14 protein-coding genes are annotated in these 15072 nt (G+C 73.3%); 5 read left to right on the top strand and 9 right to left on the bottom strand.

Translation table 11 applies throughout. The features are described from left to right. The first annotated feature begins 190 nt into the window (after positions 1 to 190). Both ABC795_RS16355 and ABC795_RS16360 read left to right on the top strand, forming a co-directional pair. Positions 191 to 1609 carry an OFA family MFS transporter gene (locus ABC795_RS16355; RefSeq protein ID WP_347058232.1) on the top strand — a complete coding sequence of 473 codons (1419 nt, stop codon included), beginning with the start codon at positions 191 to 193 and terminating at the stop codon, positions 1607 to 1609. Next, a complete protein-coding gene (locus ABC795_RS16360; protein WP_347058233.1) occupies positions 1606 to 1749 on the top strand; it encodes a hypothetical protein in 144 nt (47 codons plus the stop codon). Before ABC795_RS16355 ends, ABC795_RS16360 begins: the two co-directional genes overlap by 4 nt. A gap of 88 nt (positions 1750 to 1837) precedes the next feature. Here the strand turns inward: ABC795_RS16360 and ABC795_RS16365 are convergent, their stop codons facing one another. From ABC795_RS16365 to purB, 7 genes are all read right to left on the bottom strand, one after another. Then, positions 1838 to 2221: a sterol carrier family protein gene (locus ABC795_RS16365; protein WP_347058235.1), complete on the bottom strand. Its 384-nt coding sequence runs from the start codon at positions 2219 to 2221 to the stop codon at positions 1838 to 1840. 10 nt (positions 2222 to 2231) lie between these two features. After that, entirely contained in the window at positions 2232 to 4598 is a 2367-nt protein-coding gene (purL, locus tag ABC795_RS16370; RefSeq protein WP_347058236.1) for a phosphoribosylformylglycinamidine synthase subunit PurL, read from the bottom strand. Then, entirely contained in the window at positions 4595 to 5266 is a 672-nt protein-coding gene (purQ, locus tag ABC795_RS16375; protein ID WP_347058238.1) for a phosphoribosylformylglycinamidine synthase subunit PurQ, read from the bottom strand. The genes purL and purQ overlap by 4 nt, the downstream gene beginning before the upstream one ends. Positions 5267 to 5277: 11 nt before the next feature. After that, the gene (gene purS / locus ABC795_RS16380) at positions 5278 to 5517 is read right to left on the bottom strand and encodes a phosphoribosylformylglycinamidine synthase subunit PurS (RefSeq protein ID WP_269192549.1); all 240 of its coding nucleotides are present in this window, start codon (positions 5515 to 5517) and stop codon (positions 5278 to 5280) included. A 137-nt stretch (positions 5518 to 5654) separates the two neighbouring features. Further along, on the bottom strand, positions 5655 to 6533 hold the full coding sequence (locus ABC795_RS16385; RefSeq protein WP_347058240.1) for a DUF559 domain-containing protein: 879 nt from the start codon (positions 6531 to 6533) through the stop codon (positions 5655 to 5657). A gap of 121 nt (positions 6534 to 6654) precedes the next feature. Then, the gene (locus tag ABC795_RS16390; RefSeq protein WP_347058241.1) at positions 6655 to 7512 is read right to left on the bottom strand and encodes a phosphoribosylaminoimidazolesuccinocarboxamide synthase; all 858 of its coding nucleotides are present in this window, start codon (positions 7510 to 7512) and stop codon (positions 6655 to 6657) included. Then, a complete protein-coding gene (purB, locus tag ABC795_RS16395) occupies positions 7509 to 8816 on the bottom strand; it encodes an adenylosuccinate lyase (protein WP_347058242.1) in 1308 nt (435 codons plus the stop codon). Before purB ends, ABC795_RS16390 begins: the two co-directional genes overlap by 4 nt. Positions 8817 to 8917: 101 nt before the next feature. Between purB and ABC795_RS16400 the strand changes: the two genes are divergently transcribed. Next, positions 8918 to 10357 carry an AI-2E family transporter gene (locus ABC795_RS16400; RefSeq protein ID WP_347058243.1) on the top strand — a complete coding sequence of 480 codons (1440 nt, stop codon included), beginning with the start codon at positions 8918 to 8920 and terminating at the stop codon, positions 10355 to 10357. A 49-nt stretch (positions 10358 to 10406) separates the two neighbouring features. Here the strand turns inward: ABC795_RS16400 and purD are convergent, their stop codons facing one another. After that, a complete protein-coding gene (gene purD / locus ABC795_RS16405; RefSeq protein WP_347058244.1) occupies positions 10407 to 11690 on the bottom strand; it encodes a phosphoribosylamine--glycine ligase in 1284 nt (427 codons plus the stop codon). 238 nt (positions 11691 to 11928) lie between these two features. Between purD and ABC795_RS16410 the strand changes: the two genes are divergently transcribed. Further along, positions 11929 to 12921: a glycerophosphodiester phosphodiesterase family protein gene (locus ABC795_RS16410; protein ID WP_347058245.1), complete on the top strand. Its 993-nt coding sequence runs from the start codon at positions 11929 to 11931 to the stop codon at positions 12919 to 12921. A 123-nt stretch (positions 12922 to 13044) separates the two neighbouring features. Here ABC795_RS16410 and ABC795_RS16415 read toward each other — a convergent pair whose 3' ends face one another. Further along, positions 13045 to 14334, bottom strand: a complete 1290-nt coding sequence (locus ABC795_RS16415; RefSeq protein ID WP_347058246.1) for an adenylosuccinate synthase — start codon at positions 14332 to 14334, stop codon at positions 13045 to 13047. Between the two features lie 66 nt (positions 14335 to 14400). Between ABC795_RS16415 and ABC795_RS16420 the strand changes: the two genes are divergently transcribed. Then, complete coding sequence (locus ABC795_RS16420; protein ID WP_347058248.1) at positions 14401 to 15015, top strand: hypothetical protein; 615 nt, start codon at positions 14401 to 14403, stop codon at positions 15013 to 15015. Positions 15016 to 15072 lie beyond the last annotated feature (57 nt).

Genomic DNA, 15072 nt, shown 5'->3' on the forward strand with positions numbered 1-15072 from the left:
ACCGCCGGTCCGAGTGCCCACATCGAGTGGTGCCCTGGCCACGCAGCGGTCACAGGCCCATGTTGAGCGCGCGATTCACCCGAAGAAGACGTACGGTGCCGGGCGATAGCGACCCAGATCACAGATCGTCGGGCGCGTCCCGGTCGTGTCCAACCGGACGTACCGGTTCCCGTCCCCGGAGGTTCTCCCCGTGGCACTACCCGCCTTCCTGGCCAGAGAGCGCATCGTCGCCAAGCCAGGCTTCAACCGGTGGTTGATCCCGCCCGCGGCCCTCGCCGTGCACCTCAGCATCGGCCAGGCCTACGCCACCAGCGTCTACAAGGTCGCCCTCGTCGAGCACTTCGACACCAGCCTCACCGCGATCGGCGTCATCTTCTCGCTCGCGATCGTCATGCTCGGCGTCTCCGCCGCGCTGTTCGGGACGTGGGTGGACAGGAACGGCCCCCGCGCCGCGATGGCCACCGCCGCTGTCTTCTGGTCGGCCGGCTTCCTCGTCGGCTCGCTCGGCATCTTCACCGAGCAGCTGTGGCTGGTCTACCTCGGCTACGGAGTCCTCGGCGGCATCGGCCTGGGCATCGGCTACATCTCGCCGGTCTCCACGTTGATCAAGTGGTTCCCCGACCGCCCGGGCCTGGCCACCGGCATGGCGATCATGGGCTTCGGTGGTGGCGCCATGGTGGCCTCGCCGCTGTCCCGCCAGCTGATGAACTGGTACGACGACGACTACACCGGCGCGGCCGGTGAGGTCGCCAGCGGCAACTCCGTCGCCCTCCTGTTCCTCACCCTCGGCGCGATCTACCTGGTCTTCATGCTGTTCGGCGCCCTCATCGTGCGGGTGCCGGCAGCCGACTGGCGGCCGCACGGCTTCGACCCGGCCACCGTCAAGAAGAAGTCGCTCGTCACCACCGAGAACGTGTCGGCCAACAACGCCATCAAGACGCCGCAGTTCTGGCTGCTGTGGACGGTCCTGTTCTGCAACGTGACCGCGGGCATCGGCATCCTCGAGCAGGCCGCGCCGATGATCCAGGACTTCTTCCGCGAGGGCGGGACGTCCGCCGTGGCGGCCGCCGCCGCTGCCGGCTTCGTCGGGCTGCTGTCGCTGTTCAACATGGCCGGCCGCTTCGTGTGGTCCTCCACGTCGGACTACATCGGGCGCAAGCCGATCTACATGGTGTACCTCGGTGTCGGCATCGTCCTCTACGTCGGGCTGGCCACCATCGGCGCCAGCACCGTGTGGCTGTTCGTCGCGCTGGCCGCGGTGATCATCAGCTTCTACGGCGGTGGCTTCGCGACCGTGCCGGCGTACCTGCGCGACCTCTTCGGCACCTATCAGGTCGGCGCGATCCACGGCCGGCTGCTGACCGCCTGGGCGGCGGCGGGCATCGCCGGACCGCTGATCATCAACGGCATCCTGGACATGCAGGGGGAGCCGGGGAACCTGGTCGCCTCCGACTACCGGCCCGCCCTGTTCATCATGGTCGGCATCCTGGCGGTCGGCTTCGTCGCCAACCTGCTGATCAAGCCGGTCGCCGACAAGTACTACGAGCCCAAGCCCACCGACGTCCCCGAGGCGGCGTCCACGACCGGAGACCGGAGCCTGACCCGATGAGCACTGCACGCACTGACGACCGCGGGGCCCAGGGGGCCTCCAAGGGCCTGGTGGCCTTCGCCTGGACCCTGGTCGGCATCCCGCTGGTCTACGGCCTCTACAACACGGTGAAGGCGGCCAGCGCCCTCTTCACCGGCTGAACCACCTGACCCACCCGCGATGGCGGGGATCCCTTCCGGGGGTCCTCGCCGTCGTGCTTTCGCCGGGGACCTCCTGGACGGAGGGTCCCTAGCGGAGCGGACGCAGGGGGAGGTGGCCGGACAGGTCGGCCCGGTTGCCGCTGGCGCTGACCCTTCCCTCGGCCAGAGCCTCGCCCCAGGTGACCTGTCCGGTGGCCAGCCGCAGCCAGGTCGCCGCATCGGTCTCGATGACGTTCGGCGGTGTGCCGCGGGTGTGCCGGGGCCCCTCCACGCACTGGACGGCGACGTGCGGCGGCACCCGCAGCTCCACCGACCGGCCCGGCACCTGCTGGGCCAGCCAGCGCGCGCTGGTCTTCACCGCCGCGCCGAGCACCGCCCGGGGCGGCTGCTCCGCCTCCCCGGCCAGCCACGCCCGCACCGGGTCCACCGCGGCGCGCAGCTCCTCGGCCGGAATCGGGGCTGCTCCTGCCACCGTTCCTGCTCTAGCTGGTCGGTACGGTGCCCGCCGGAACGGAGCCGACGGCCACCTCGGGTGATCCGAAAAGGGCCGGCAGCGTGGCGCTCCAGGCGGATCGGAGCTCGGCCAGCGGCAGCTCCAGCACGCCGTCGAGGGACAACGCGTCCCCGCCCGTCGTCCCGAGTTCCGTCACGGGCACACCGGCCCACTGCGCGGTCGTCTTCACGCCGCCGGGGTCCGACGTCGTGATCACCGCTCGCGCGGTGGACTCGCTGAAGAGGGCGGTGAACGGGTCGTCGCCGAGCTCCAGCCGGGCACCCACGCCGTGGCGCAGCGCCGACTCGGCCAGCCCCTGCCCCAGACCACCGTCAGCCAGGTCGTGCGCGGAGCTGATCAGGCCCTCCCGGCCGAGCGCACCCAGCAGGTCGCCCAGCGCACGCTCGGCGGCGAGGTCGACGGCCGGCGGCCTCCCGCCCAGGTGGCCGTGCACGACGCTCGCCCAGGCCGAGCCGCCGAGTTCCGGCCGCGTGGCGCCAAGGAGGAGCACCGTCTCCCCCGGCGTCCGCCAGCCCGTGGGCACCCGGGTGCGGACGTCCTCGTGCACGCCGAGGACGCCGATGACCGGGGTCGGGTTGATCGGGACGTCGCCGGTCTGGTTGTAGAGGCTGACGTTGCCGCCGGTGACGGGCAGGCCCAGCTCGCGGCAGGCGTCGGCCAGGCCGCGGACCGCCTCGGCGAACTGCCACATGACCTCGGGCTCCTCCGGCGAGCCGAAGTTCAGGCAGTTGGTCACGGCGAGCGGCTTCGCCCCCGCGACGGCGACGTTGCGGTACGCCTCGGCCAGGTTCAGCTGGGCTCCCGTGTACGGGTCCAGCCGGGCGTAGCGCGCGTTCCCGTCGAGGGACAGCGCGATGCCGCGGTTGCTCTCCTCGTCGATGCGCACCACACCGGCGTCGTCGGGCTGCGCCAGCACCGTGTTGCCGCGGACGTACCGGTCGTACTGCTCGGTGACCCACGTCTTGTCCGCGCCGTCCGGGCTGCTGACGACGGCCAGCCAGTGCGCCTGCAGCTCGCTGCCGCTCTGCGGCCGCGGCAGGCGGGCGGGGTCGTCGGCCTGCAGCGCATCGAGGTCGCTGGGGCGGGTCATGGGGCGCTCGTAGACCGGGCCCTCGTGGGCGACGGTCCGCGGGGGCACGTCGACGATCCGCTCGCCGTGCCAGTCGACGGTGAGCCGGTCGCCGTCGGTGACCTCACCGATGACGGTGGCCAGCACGTCCCACTTGCGGCAGACGGCGAGGAAGGCGTCCACCTTGTCCGGCTCGACGATCGCGCACATGCGCTCCTGCGACTCGCTCATCAGGATCTCGGCGGGCGTCAGGGTGCTGTCCCGCAGCGGAACGGTGTCCAGGTCGACGTGCATGCCACCGGTGCCGGCGCTGGCCAGTTCGGACGTGGCGCAGGACAGCCCGGCGCCGCCGAGGTCCTGGATGCCGGTGACGAGTTCGGCGGCGAAGATCTCCAGGCACGCCTCGATGAGCAACTTCTCGGTGAACGGGTCGCCCACCTGGACGCTCGGCCGCTTGGCCGGGCCCTCGGCGTCGAAGGTCTCGCTGGCCAGCACGCTGACGCCGCCGATGCCGTCACCGCCGGTGCGCGCACCGAACAGGATGACCTTGTTGCCGACGCCCTCGGCCTTGGCCAGCCGGACGTCCTCGTGCCGCATGACACCGACGCACAGCGCGTTGACCAGCGGATTGCCCGCATAGCAGTCGTCGAAGAGCAGCTCGCCGCCGATGTTCGGCAGGCCCAGGCAGTTGCCGTAGCCGCCGACGCCCGCGACGACGCCGGGCAGCACCCGGGCGGTGTCGGGGGCGTCGGCCCGGCCGAAGCGGAGCGAGTCCATGACGGCGATCGGGCGGGCGCCCATGGTGAGGATGTCCCGGACGATGCCGCCCACCCCGGTGGCCGCGCCCTGGTAGGGCTCGACGTAGCTGGGGTGGTTGTGGCTCTCGACCTTGAAGGTGACGGCGTAGCCGTCGCCGACGTCGACGACGCCGGCGTTCTCGCCGATGCCGACGAGCAGCGCGTCGCTGGGCGGCAGGTCGCCGAACCGGCGCAGGTGCACCTTGGAGCTCTTGTAGGAGCAGTGCTCGCTCCACATGACCGAGTACATGGCCAGCTCGGCGGTGGTGGGCCGGCGGCCGAGGATCTCCTTGATCCGGGTGTACTCGTCGGCCTTGAGGCCCAGCTCTGCGTAGGGCTGCTCGTCGCCGGGCGTGCTCCCCGCCAGGTCGACGGTGTCCAGCCGGTTGCCGAGCCGACCGGGGCCGGTGTCGAGGTCCGAGAGCCCCGCGGTGGCGCTCGCCTGCCCCGCCGTCCTGTCCTCGCTCACGCGTTCACGACCGCCTTCAGGACGCTGGTGAAGAAGCCGAGCCCGTCGGTCGACGGGCCGGTGAGGTCCTCGATCGCGTGCTCGGGGTGCGGCATCAGCCCCACCACCCGGCCGTCCGCGCTGGTGACGCCGGCGATGTCGCGGGAGCTGCCGTTCGGATTGCCGTCGACGTAGCGGAACACGACCCGGTTCTCACCCTCCAGCCGGTCGAGATCGGCGTCGGCGGCCACGTAGCGGCCCTCGCCGTTCTTCACCGGGATGACGATGCGCTGGCCGGTCTGGTAGTCGGCGGTCCACGAGGTGTCGGCGCGCTCGACGACCAGCACCTGGTCGCGGTTGCGGAAGTGCAGGTGGCTGTTGCGGGTGAGGGCGCCGGGCAGCAGGCCGGCCTCGCAGAGCACCTGGAAGCCGTTGCAGATGCCGAGCACCGGCATCCCCCGCTTCGCGCGGTCGACGACATCCTGCATCAGGGGCGCGCGGGCCGCGATCGCCCCGGCGCGGAGGTAGTCGCCGTAGGAGAAGCCACCGGGGAGGACGACGGCGTCGACGTCCTTGAGGTCGTGATCGGCGTGCCAGAGGACGACCGGCTCGCCACCGGCCAGGCGCACCGCCCGCGCGGCGTCGACGTCGTCCAGGGAGCCCGGGAAGGTGATGACTCCGATGCGCACAGCGGTCTCTCTCAGTCGGTGGGGAGGTGCAGCTCGACGTCCTCGATGACCGGGTTGGCCAGGAGCGTCTCGGCGATCTGCCGCAGCTCGGCCTCGTCCGGGGTCCCGTCGACCTCGAGCACGAAGTGCTTGCCCTGGCGGACGCTCCGCACCGAGTCGTGGCCGAGCCGGCCGAGCGCGCCGAGGACCGCCTGACCCTGGGGGTCGGAGATCTCCGGCTTCAGGACGACGTCGACGATCACCCGCGGCACGTCGACGAGGGTACCGGTCCCCGACCGGCGACCGTCCGCACTCCAGGTGACCCTCGTCTCCCCACCCCCCTCTCCCCGGCGAGATCGGCGATCTCGCCCCCATCGCGGGCCTGATGCCGGCCGGATCGCCGATCTCGTCACCGCAGGGCCCGCCGGATCGCCGCGATCACCTGGTCAGGGCGGCCCAGGAGGTCCGCGGAGGTGAAGCGCAGCACCGTCCACCCAGCCGCGACGAGCCGGTTCTGACGCCGGAGGTCCGCCACGAACACGTCCCGGTCGCGGTGCACGTCGCCGTCGAACTCGACCAGCACCTTGCGGTCCGGCCACGCCAGGTCCGCTCGACCGAGGAGGCCTCCTCCCGGGTCGCGGACCCGGTGCTGGAGCACGGGCGCCGGGAGACCGGCGTCGTGGACGAGCCACCGCAGCACCGACTCCATCGGTGACTCCGACCGGGCATCCGCCACCGGCAGCACCGCCCGGGCACGGGCGCAGCCGCGACCGGTGGGGCGCCGCGCCAGTTGCTCCGCCAGGTCCGCTCGCGTGCACCTGCCGTCGAGCAGCTGGTCGGTGACCGCCAGGAGGGCCGGCGGCTGCAGCACCGCGGCGAGGTCCCGCCACGTGCGGGCAGGCGTCGTCACCGGTAGCGCCGACCGCAGCGTCACGTCGTCCGGGGGGAGATCGCTGCGGTGGATGCGCCGGTCGGCACGGCTCTCGGCCCTGGACGCGAGCGGCACCATCAGGTCCGCCCGCGGGTCCGACCGCGGCTCGAGCGGGATCTCGAGGACCCACAGCGCGGCCGCGGTGAGGTGGCTGACCACGGTGCCGGGTGGAGCGGTCAGCAGCACCGCCGGCAACCTCGTCCGCAGCGCACCGAGCAACGCCCTCGGCGCGTACGTGTCCCGCGAGAGCCGCGCGACCTCCCGGTGCCGCAGCTGCTTGTCGATGATCCCGGCGGCTCGGGCCATCGCACGGGTGGCGGGTCCGGTGAGTCGGGTGGGCACGCGTCGGCTCGGCACCGCGGCAGGGTGCCCCAGTGGGCGCACCTGCCGCGGCCGCCGTCCACAGGCCCGGTCGAGATCGGCGTTGTCGCCCCCATCGGCGCGCTCATGGGGCCGAGATCGCCGATCTCGTCGGGCGTCAGGCGAAGGAGGTGCCGGTCAGCTGCTCGTAGGCGGTGACGTAGCGCTCCCGGGTGGCGGCGACGACGTCGGCGGGGAGCTCGGGCGGCTCCGAGACGCGATCCCAGCCGGACGACGTCAGCCAGTCGCGCACGAACTGCTTGTCGTACGAGGGCTGCACCGCACCCGGCGACCAGGTGTCGGCCGGCCAGAACCGGGACGAGTCGGGGGTGAGCACCTCGTCCCCCAGGACGACGGAGACCCCGGCCAGCCCGAACTCGAACTTGGTGTCGGCCAGCACGATGCCCGCCTCGGCCGCGATCTCGGCGCCCCGGCGGTACAGCGCCAGCGTCAGCTCGCGGAGCTCCTCCGCGCGGGCGGCGCCCACCGCCGAGACGACGGCGGCGAAGTCGATCGCCTCGTCGTGCGCGCCCACCTCGGCCTTGGTGGACGGCGTGAACACCGGCTCCGGCAGCCGCGAGCCCTCGACCAGGCCGGCGGGCAGGGCGACGTCGCGGATCGACCCCGTGCGCTCGTACTCCTTGGTCCCCGAGCCGGAGAGGTAGCCGCGGGCCACGCACTCCACCGGCAGCATCTCCAGCCGCCGCACGAGCATGGCCCGCCCGGCGACCTCGGCGGGCACGTCCGCGGCCGATACCAGGTGGTGCGAGGCCCCGAACGAGGCCAGCACCGGCGTCAGCTGCTCGAACCACCACACCGACAGCTGCGTGAGCACCCTCCCCTTGTCGGGGATCGGCGTCGGCAGCACGTGGTCGTAGGCGGAGATCCGGTCGGAGGCGACCAGGAGCAGCCGGTCGGCGCCGGCGTCGTAGATCTCCCGCACCTTGCCCCGCGCGACGAGCGGCAGCTCGATCACGACAGCGCAGCCAGCCGGTCGAAGAGCGGACCGAGGTTGGCCACGTACTTCTCCGGCCGGCAGATCTCGTCCAGCCGCGCCTCGTCCAGCGGAACGCCGGACTCCCCCGCCCGGGCGCGGAGGGTGTCCCGGAAGGGCACGCCCGACCTCCACGTCTCCATCGCCGCCGACTGGACCAGCGCGTAGGCGTCCTCGCGGGACTGCCCGCTCTCCACCAGCTCCAGCAGCACCGAGGAGGTGTAGATCAGCCCGCCGGTGGACTCCAGATTGGCGCGCATGCGGTCGGCGTCCACGACGAGGTTCTCGACCAGCCCGGCGGTGAGGTGCAGCAGGTAGTCGGTGGTGATCGCGGCGTCGGGCAGGAACACGCGCTCGGTCGAGGAGTGCGAGATGTCCCGCTCGTGCCAGAGCGGGATGCCCTCCATGACCGGCACGACGGCCGCCCGGACGACGCGTGCCAGCCCCGCGATGCGCTCGGAGCGGATCGGGTTCTTCTTGTGCGGCATCGCGCTCGAGCCCTTCTGGCCCGAGCCGAACGCCTCGGACAGCTCGCGCACCTCGGTGCGCTGGCCGTGCCGCACCTCGAGGGCGACCGCCTCGCAGACCGTGGCGATGATGGCCAGCGCCGAGATCCACTCGCTGATCGAGTCGCGCAGCACCACCTGGGTCGAGGCGTCGGCGGGCTGCAGGTCCAGCGCCTCGGCGACGGCGACCTCGACCGAGGGGTCGATCAGCGAGTAGGTGCCGACGGCGCCGGAGATGGCGACGACGCCGACGCGCTCGCGGGCGGCTCGCAGCCGGTCCCGCGAGCGGGCGGCGGCGAAAGCCAGGTCGGCGACCCGGTGGCCCCACACGTCCGGCTCGGCGTGCACGCCGTGGGTGCGGCCGACCTTGATCGTGCCCCGGTGGGCCAGCCCGTGGTCGCGCAGCGCCGCCACCAGCCGGTCGGCCTTGGCCAGCAGGATGTCGGTGGCCTCGGTGAGCTGCACGGCCAGCGCGGTGTCCAGCAGGTCCGACGAGGTCATCCCGTGGTGCACGAAGGCCGCGGCCGAGCGGGGCTCGGTGTTGTCCGCCCAGGCCGTGAGGAAGGCGATGACGTCGTGCTGCGTCGTCTCCTCGATCTCGGCGACCCGTTCGGCGGTGGGCGGGGGCGCGTTGCGCACCGGCTCCACGACGTCGGCCGGGACGCGGCCGGCGGCGGCGTGCGCCTCCAGCACCAGCGTCTCGACGCGGCACCACAGCTCGTACTTGTGGGCATCGCTCCAGACCCGGCCCATGTCAGGGAGCGTGTAACGCTCGATCATGCGGGTACCGCCTGCCACTGCTCAGCTCGTCGCACCACGGGGCCATCCTCCCGTAGGGCTAGCGTGATCACTAACGGCCCCTACCGACGGCGGAGGTGCGCATGCTGCGCCGGGCCACGAACCTCGCCGCACGGGCCCGTGCGCGCATCCAGGCCGCGCGGGAGCACGACCCCCACGGCTGGCACCACCACCCGCACGGCTGGCACCACCACGACGCCCACCACCACGACGGCGAGCCAGGGCCGATCGACTTCGTGCACGACCTGCCGGAGGACGAGGGCGCCGGCTCGTCCCGTCCGCCGCTGGGCAGCCCGGCGGCGGGGGCCCCGGACCTCGACGGGGCGATGGGCCCCGGCGGCGTCAGCGGCCCACCCGCCGGCGTCTCGCCGGAGGGCGCCCGCGCCCGCGCCGCGGCTGCCCGGCGGCGCTCGCGCCGGGCCGGGGCCGAGGACGACGTCCCCTTCGGTCTGCGGACGGCGGCGGCCTGGTCGTGGCGGCTGATCGTGGTGCTCGCCGGCTTCTACCTGCTGCTCTGGGCCGCCGCGCACGTGGCGGTGGTGGTCGTGCCGGTCATCGTCGCGTTGCTGCTGGCCGCGCTGCTCCAGCCGGGGGCGACCGCCCTCGTCCGCCACGGCTGGCCCCGGGGGCTGGCGGCCTCGGCCATGCTCCTGGTCGGTCTGGCGGTGGTCGCCGGGATCATCACGCTGGTCGTGGAGCGCTTCACCGCCGGGTTCACCGACCTGGCGGCGCAGGTCAGCCAGGGCCTGGAGGAGGTGGAGTCCTTCGTCGTCCGGACCTTCCCGATCACGGCGAACCAGCTCGAGGACGCCGTCGGCGAGCTGCAGGACTTCCTGGTCAGCAACGAGGAGAGCCTGGCGACGGGCGCCATCACCACCGCCACGACCGTGGGCGAGGTCTTCACCGGCATCGTCCTCGCGCTGTTCACGCTCTTCTTCTTCCTCAAGGACGGCCGGTCGATCTGGCTGTGGCTGGTCGGCCTCTTCCCCCGCGAGGCGCGGGCCTACCTGGACGAGGCGGGCCGGCGGTCCTGGCGGACGCTCATCTCGTACGTGCGGGCGACCGTCGCCGTGGCCCTCGTCGACGCGGTCGGCATCGGCATCGGGCTGGCGATCCTCGGCGTCCCGCTGGTCATCCCGCTGGCGGCGCTGGTCTTCCTCGGCGCGTTCATCCCGATCATCGGCTCGTTCCTGGCCGGTTCGGTCGCGGTGCTCGTGGCCCTGGTCTCCGTGGGGCCGATCAAGGCCCTGATCGCCCTGGCGATCGTCGTGCTGGTCATGCAGCTCGAGGGGCACGTCCTGCAGCCGCTGCTGCTCGGCCGGGCCGTGCACGTGCACCCGCTGGCGGTCGTGCTGTCGATCGCGGCCGGCCTGCTGATCGGGGGCATCTTCGGTGCGCTGATCGCCGTCCCGACGGTGGCGTGCGTCAACGTGGCGGGCACCTACCTCAGCCGGCGACACGAAGGGCCCCGCCCGCCCGAGCCACGACCCGAGCGGGCCCGCCCGGCGGTCACCGCCGGCTGAGGCTCAGCCGAGGGGGCATCCGTCGGCGTCTGCGATGCTCACCCGGCTGTCAGCCGACGGTGATCCGCCCCTCGACGGCGGCGAGGGCGATGTCGGTGCGCCAGTGCGCGTCGGCCAGCCGCACGCCGGCCACCCGCTCGTAGGCGGCCTGCCGGGCGGCGGCCAGGTCGTCGCCCACCGCGGTCACGGCGAGCACGCGCCCCCCGGCGGAGACGACCGTCCCGTCGGCCGCGAGGGCGGTGCCGGCGTGCAGCACGCCCTCCCCGTCCGCGCCGGTGATCGCGTCCCCGGTCCGGGGCGCCTCCGGGTAGCCCGGCGCCGCCACCACCACGGTCACCGCGGCGCCGGCGCGCCAGCGCAGCGGCGGGTGCCCGGCGAGGGTGCCGGTGGCGGCGGCGTGCAGCAGCCCACCCAGCGGGGTCTCCAGCAGCGGCAGCACGACCTGCGTCTCGGGGTCGCCGAACCGGGCGTTGAACTCCACCACCCGGACTCCCCGCGAGGTCAGCGCCAGCCCGGCGTACAGCAGCCCGCTGAAGGGCTCGCCCCGCCGGGCCATCTCGTCGACGGTCGGCTGCAGCACGGTGGCCAGCACCTCGTCGACCAGCCGGGCCGGGGCCCAGGGCAGCGGCGCGTAGGCGCCCATGCCGCCGGTGTTCGGGCCCCCGTCCCCGTCGTCGCGCCGCTTGTGGTCCTGCGCCGGGACCAGGGGCAGCACCGTCGTCCCGTCGGTGACGGCGAACAGCGAGACCTCCGGCCCGTCGAGGTACTCCTCCACGAGCACCGCGCCCCCCGCGTCGAGCACCCCGCGGCCGTGGGCGACGGCGGCCTCCCGGTCGGGCGTGACGACGACGCCCTTCCCCGCGGCCAGGCCGTCGTCCTTGACCACGAAGGGAGCGCCGCCGGTGGCTGCTGCCACCTCGTCCAGCGCGGTCTCCAGCTCGGCCGGACCGCCGACCGGCCACGACCGGGCGGTCGGCACGCCGGCCGCGGTCATGACGTGCTTGGCGAAGGACTTGCTGCCCTCCAGCTGCGCGGCCTGCGCGGACGGGCCGAAGCAGGCGATCCCCGCCTCCCGGACCGCGTCGGCGGCCCCGGCCACCAGGGGGACCTCGGGTCCGACGACGACCAGGTCGGCGCCCCAGTCGCGCGCCAGCGCGGCCACCGCGATCGGGTCGGCCACCGCCAGTGATCCACCCCCGGGTGGCGGCGGAGCCACCGCCCGGGTCCCGGCGTTGCCGGGGGCGCAGGCGAGCCCGCTCACCGCGGGGTCGGACTGGAGAGCCACGCACAGGGCGTGCTCCCGGGCACCGGAGCCGATCACCAGCACGCGCACGAGCGGCGACCCTACCGATGCGGTGCGGGCACGGTCCGGCCGGCAGCGCGCGAGGTGGGACGGGAGGGCGAAATGCCCTCAGCCCCCGGGACGTGAGTTCCGCACCGCCCGGGATGCTGCTGGTCACCGAACCGGCCGCTCGATGGTGCGCAACCCGTCTCCTGCAGTTCCCCTTCGATTCATCCGGCTCGGCTGTTGTGGCGTCATGCGCGCGACCGAATCGCTGGCGGACCGGCCAGTGACACGCCTCCCCCAGCCCGTTGTCATCGGACACCGCGGAGCCCCGGCCTACCGGCCGGAGCACACCGCGGCCAGCTTCGAGCTGGCCATCGACCTCGGTGCCGACCTCATCGAGCCGGACGTGGTGGTCAGCCGCGACGGCGTGCTCGTCGTCCGGCACGAGAGCGAGCTCTCGCTCTCCACCGACGTCGCCGAGCACCCGGAGTTCGCCGGCCGCCGCACCACCAGGCTGGTCGACGGGAAGCTGCACACCGGCTGGTTCGTCGAGGACTTCACCTGTGCCGAGCTGCGCACCCTGCGCGCGGTCGAGCGGATGCCGTCGCTACGGCCGCTCAACACCGCCTACGACGGCCGCTGCGGCATCCTGACGCTGGCCGAGGTGATCGAGCTGGCGCGCTGCCGCTCGACCGCCGAGCGCCCCGTCCGCGTGCTCGCCGAGCTCAAGCACCCCGAGTGGTGCCACGCCGAGGGGCGCTCCATGGCGGATCTGGTGGCCGACGAGCTGCGCCTGCTCGGCGCCGACCGTTCCTCCGGGACCGTGCTGCTGCAGTCGTTCGACCCGGCCGTCCTGCGCGAGCTGCGCAGCCGCCTGGGCGAGGACGGCCCGCGGATGGTGCAGCTGGTCGAGGACGACCACGCCGGTGACGTCATGGTGACCCCGTCCGGGCTGCGGGAGATCTCCACCTACGCGCAGGGGGTCGGCCCCAGCCGGGAGCGGGTCCTGGCCGACGCCGCCGAGCACGCCCTGACCGGCGCGCCGAACCTGGTGGCGCAGGCGCACGGTGCCGAGCTGACGGTGTTCTGCTGGACGCTGCGCGCGGAGAACGCCTTCCTGCCCGAGCACCTGCGCCGGGGCGAGGCCCCGGAGGCGCTCGGGGACGCGCTGGGTGACGCCGCGGCGCTGCTGGCTCTCGGGGTGGACGGGCTGATCACCGACTTCCCCGACGTCGCCGTCCGCGCACGGACCGCCCTCACCCCCCAGCCGGTCTGAGCCGCACCGGGTCAGCGCACCCCTCCACCCGGCACACCCGCCTCGCCGATCAACGCCTCCACCACGAGCACGGGGTCCCCGTTGGTGCCACCACGAGCCTGCGAGTGGTGGGGCAGGGGATCCTCACGCGATCAGATCGTGCAGCACCACGTTCTCGTCCCGGCCGGGACCCACGCCGACGACGCTGATCCGCGCCCCGGAGAGCTCCTCCAGCCGGCGCACGTAGGCCTGCGCGTTGGCCGGGAGCTCGTCGAAGCTCCGGCAGTGCCGGATGTCCTCGGACCAGCCGGGCATCTCCTCGTAGACCGGCTTCGCGTGGTGGAAGTCGGTCTGGGTCATCGGCATCTCGTCGTGCCGGACGCCGTCCACCTCGTAGGCGACGCAGATCGGCACCGTCTGCAGGCCGGAGAGCACGTCCAGCTTGGTCAGGAAGTAGTCGGTGATGCCGTTGACCCGGCTGGCGTAGCGGGCGACGACGGCGTCGAACCAGCCACAGCGGCGGTCCCGGCCGGTGGTGACACCGACCTCACCGCCCTGCCTGCGCAGGTACTCGCCGCTGGCGTCGAACAGCTCGGTCGGGAAGGGCCCAGAGCCGACGCGGGTCGTGTAGGCCTTCAGGATGCCGACGACCCGCTCGATCCGGGTCGGGCCCACGCCCGCGCCCACGGCGGCGCCGCCGGCGGTCGGGTTGGACGACGTCACGAACGGATACGTGCCGTGGTCGACATCGAGCAGCGTGCCCTGGGAGCCCTCGAGCAGCACCCACTCGCCGTCGTCGAGCGCCTTGCCCAGCAGCAGCCGGGTGTCGACGATCCGGTGCCGGAGCGCCTCGGCGTAGCCGGTGTACTCCTCGACGACCTCGTCCACGTCGATGGCCTTGCGGTTGTAGACCTTGACCAGGATCTGGTTCTTCTCCTGGAGCGTCCCCTCGAGCTTCTGCCGGAGGATCGAGAGGTCGAGGAGGTCCTGCACGCGGATGCCGACGCGGGCGACCTTGTCGCCGTAGGCGGGGCCGATGCCGCGGCCGGTGGTGCCGATCTTGCGCTTGCCCAGGAACCGCTCGGTGACCTTGTCGAGGGCCCGGTGGTGCGGCATGATCAAGTGCGCGTCGGAGGAGATGACCAGCCGCGAGGTGTCCACCCCCCGCTCCTCCAGTCCGGCGAGCTCCCCGATCAGCACCTCCGGGTCGATCACGACGCCGTTGCCGATAACCGGCGTGCAGCCCGGCGTGAGGATCCCCGAGGGGATCAGGTGGAGGGCGTACTTCTCACCGTCGGGCGTGATGACGGTGTGCCCGGCGTTGTTGCCACCCTGGTAGCGGACGACGTAGGGGACGCGGCCGCCGAGCAGGTCGGTGGCCTTGCCCTTGCCTTCGTCGCCCCACTGGGCACCGATCAGCACGACAGCGGGCATCGGCTCCTGGTTCTCCTGTTCTTCGGCATCCGGGACGTCCCGGCCGGCAGGTGGCAGGGTATCGGCATGTCGTCGGTCGAGCTGGACCTCCGCCGTCTGGGCCCCGGGGAGGCACCGCTCCGGAGCCAGCTGGAGCCGGTGCCCACCGCCGCGTCGCTGGTCGTCCGCGGCCCGGTCGCCGGGCTGTCCGCCGTGCTGGCGGCCCTGCACAAGGCCGGGCGGACGGCGGAGGTGCCCGTCTCCTGGGAGCCGGCCACCGACAAGGCCTCGACGGCGCTCGCCCGCGACCTGGGGATCGGCACCGGCGCCCCCCGGGACCTCACCCTGGTCCGGGACGACCACGGCGGCGTGCTGCTGCACCACGGCCGCATCGAGGCCGCCGGTGACGGGCGGCGGTCCCTGTCCCGGCGGCTGGGCCTGCAGGCGTACCACGACGACATCCGGGTGGCCGACGGCGAGATCACCCGGATCGACGTCCGCCCCGACTGGAGCGCCGTCGACACGATCGGCGTCACCGTCATGATCCAGCCGCTCCGGCCGACGCGGCAGACGAGCGGCCGCGCCCTCCAGGTCGCCTGCGATCCCGCCCGGATCGTCCGTGACGGCGTGCCCTACGTCCGGCCGGTCGACCGCTGGACGTGGTACGCCGACGACCGGGTGCGGTGGCGCCTGCGCCCGTGAGCAGGCGATCGCCCCGCCACGTTGCCGGGAGCCCCAGGGCGTCGTGGACACTGGAGT

The organism is Blastococcus sp. HT6-30 (assembly GCF_039729015.1).
Lineage (GTDB): Bacteria > Actinomycetota > Actinomycetes > Mycobacteriales > Geodermatophilaceae > Blastococcus.